Here is a 1823-nt window from a genome sequence, read left to right on the forward strand (position 1 = left end):
GGGCATCGCGCAACCCGAAAACAACCCTAGATCGGCAATTCAGATTGCGTGTATTCAGACGTCTGGATCATCACGCGCGGCGCCCGGCTGCGCTGCCGGACCTGAAACCGCAACGCCATGAACGCAGCAACAACGCACGGAATGACATACGCCACCACCCGCTCGCCGTAAGCGGCAAGCGACGATAAATCAATATACCGTTCACGATCGGTCGTCGTAGCCGAGGCAAATACAACAGTCAGCGCGACATCCAGAACCATCGCGAGGAAACAGAAGCCGATAAAGATCAGCGCGCCATTCCAGGGCGGCGCGCGGCGCCCGGTGTTCAGCGTGTTGCAGATAAAAATTGAAGCTATCAGCAGGGCAAAGTTGAAGATCAAAGCAAACCAGGGGAAAGTCATCGCACGTCGGCTCGGTGTTGGTGAAAACGAATGAAAAATCGGCGTGAACGGTCGTCTCGATAGCTCGGACAACAAGATTGGCGCGATCTTCACAGAGCAGCGACATGCTTTGAATACGATTTATCCTAGTTTTCGTGATAGTGGCGTCTTGACGACCGAATCATCGGAGGCGAAGGCGTCCGACAGGAAGTCGATGAACGTCCTCACCTTGGTCGTCATGTATTTGCGACTCGTGTAGACGGCGTAGACCCGCGGTGCGAACGTGGTGTAGTCGGGAAACAACTGCGTCAACGCGCCCGAGGCGAGTTCAGCCGCGACGATCCATTCGGGGAAATAGGCGAGACCGAGGCCGGCGCGAACGAGTTGCAGCGTCATGGACGTATCGTTGGACTTCAGCACTGCATTGTTCTTCACGACAAACGTGCCGTCTGGCCCGACAAACTCGACCGTATCAATATTGGCGTAGGTCGGCAGGACGATTTGATGCCGCTCGCTGAGTTCGTCAGGGCGCCGCGGATGCCCACGTTCCTTCAAATATGCTGGCGCGCCGACCAGCAAGAAGGGCATCGTGCAAAGTGGCCGCACGATCATGGTGGGCGATGGTTCCGACGTCGCGCGCAAGGCCATGTCATAGCCTTCTTCCACCAGGTCGACAAAGCGATTCTCCAGCCGCAAATCGATCGTCACATCGGGGTAGCGCGCGCGATACGCCACCAGGATGTCGGCGAACTTGCGGGTCGCGAACCATCCTGGCGCAGTGATCTTGAGTACGCCGCGAGGTTGATCGGTCTGGTTTCCGACAGCGGCTTCGGCAGCCTGGAGAATATCGAGCGCTTCACGGCACTGCTCGTAATAAACGCTGCCCGCTTCCGTCAGGCTCAGGTGTCGCGTGGTCCGATTCAGCAGACGCACGCCGAGCTGACGTTCGAGATTCGCCACGTGCTTACTGGTCATCGCCGTGGAGATATCCAGCCGCTCAGCCGCTTTGACAAAACTCCCGGCTTCCACCACATCGCGAAACACCCGCAAGCTCGTCAACGCATCCATGACACTTTCCTGATGGGAAACAACGAGCCCATCTTAGCGGCTTTTACCTTGCGTTTCAGGCTTGGCTGGGACGTTTCGGCCATTCGTCGAGCTCGTCGTTGAACAGCGATGCCACCCTGCCACGCAGCCATACGGTGCGCGGATCGTTGTGAACCTTCCGATGCCAGTGCTGCTTCAAATCGAAGAGCGGCAAAGGTATGGGCGGTTCCACGAGCGTGATGGACTTGTGTTCTTCGAGATAGGCATAGCCAATCGCGTGCGGCACGGTCGCAATCAGATCCGTGCGCGACAGGATGAACGGCAAGCTCATGAAGTGCGGCTTTTCGAGCACGGCGCGACGGTGGATATGCTTTTTATCTAGGACATTCTCGAGTA

2 protein-coding genes and 1 pseudogene are annotated in these 1823 nt (G+C 57.3%); all 3 read right to left on the reverse strand.

Annotated elements, in window-relative coordinates; translation table 11 throughout:
• Positions 1 to 26: 26 nt before the first annotated feature.
• A complete protein-coding gene (locus WCA53_RS14075; RefSeq protein WP_423911219.1) occupies positions 27 to 401 on the reverse strand; it encodes a hypothetical protein in 375 nt (124 codons plus the stop codon).
• A 120-nt stretch (positions 402 to 521) separates the two neighbouring features.
• On the reverse strand, positions 522 to 1448 hold the full coding sequence (locus WCA53_RS14080) for a LysR family transcriptional regulator (RefSeq protein ID WP_423911222.1): 927 nt from the start codon (positions 1446 to 1448) through the stop codon (positions 522 to 524).
• Positions 1449 to 1503: 55 nt separating this feature from the next.
• Positions 1504 to 1823, reverse strand: a pseudogene (locus WCA53_RS14085) (LysR family transcriptional regulator); the annotation flags it as partial.

Source organism: Caballeronia sp. (genome assembly GCF_049581465.1).
GTDB lineage: Bacteria > Pseudomonadota > Gammaproteobacteria > Burkholderiales > Burkholderiaceae > Caballeronia.

What these genes read in the sequence shown, in the direction of transcription:
- WCA53_RS14075 (WP_423911219.1), bottom strand. Translation starts at nt 401, where the DNA reads ATGACTTTCCCCTGGTTTGCTTTGATCTTCAACTTTGCCCTGCTGATA.
- WCA53_RS14080 (WP_423911222.1), bottom strand. Translation starts at nt 1,448, where the DNA reads ATGGATGCGTTGACGAGCTTGCGGGTGTTTCGCGATGTGGTGGAAGCC.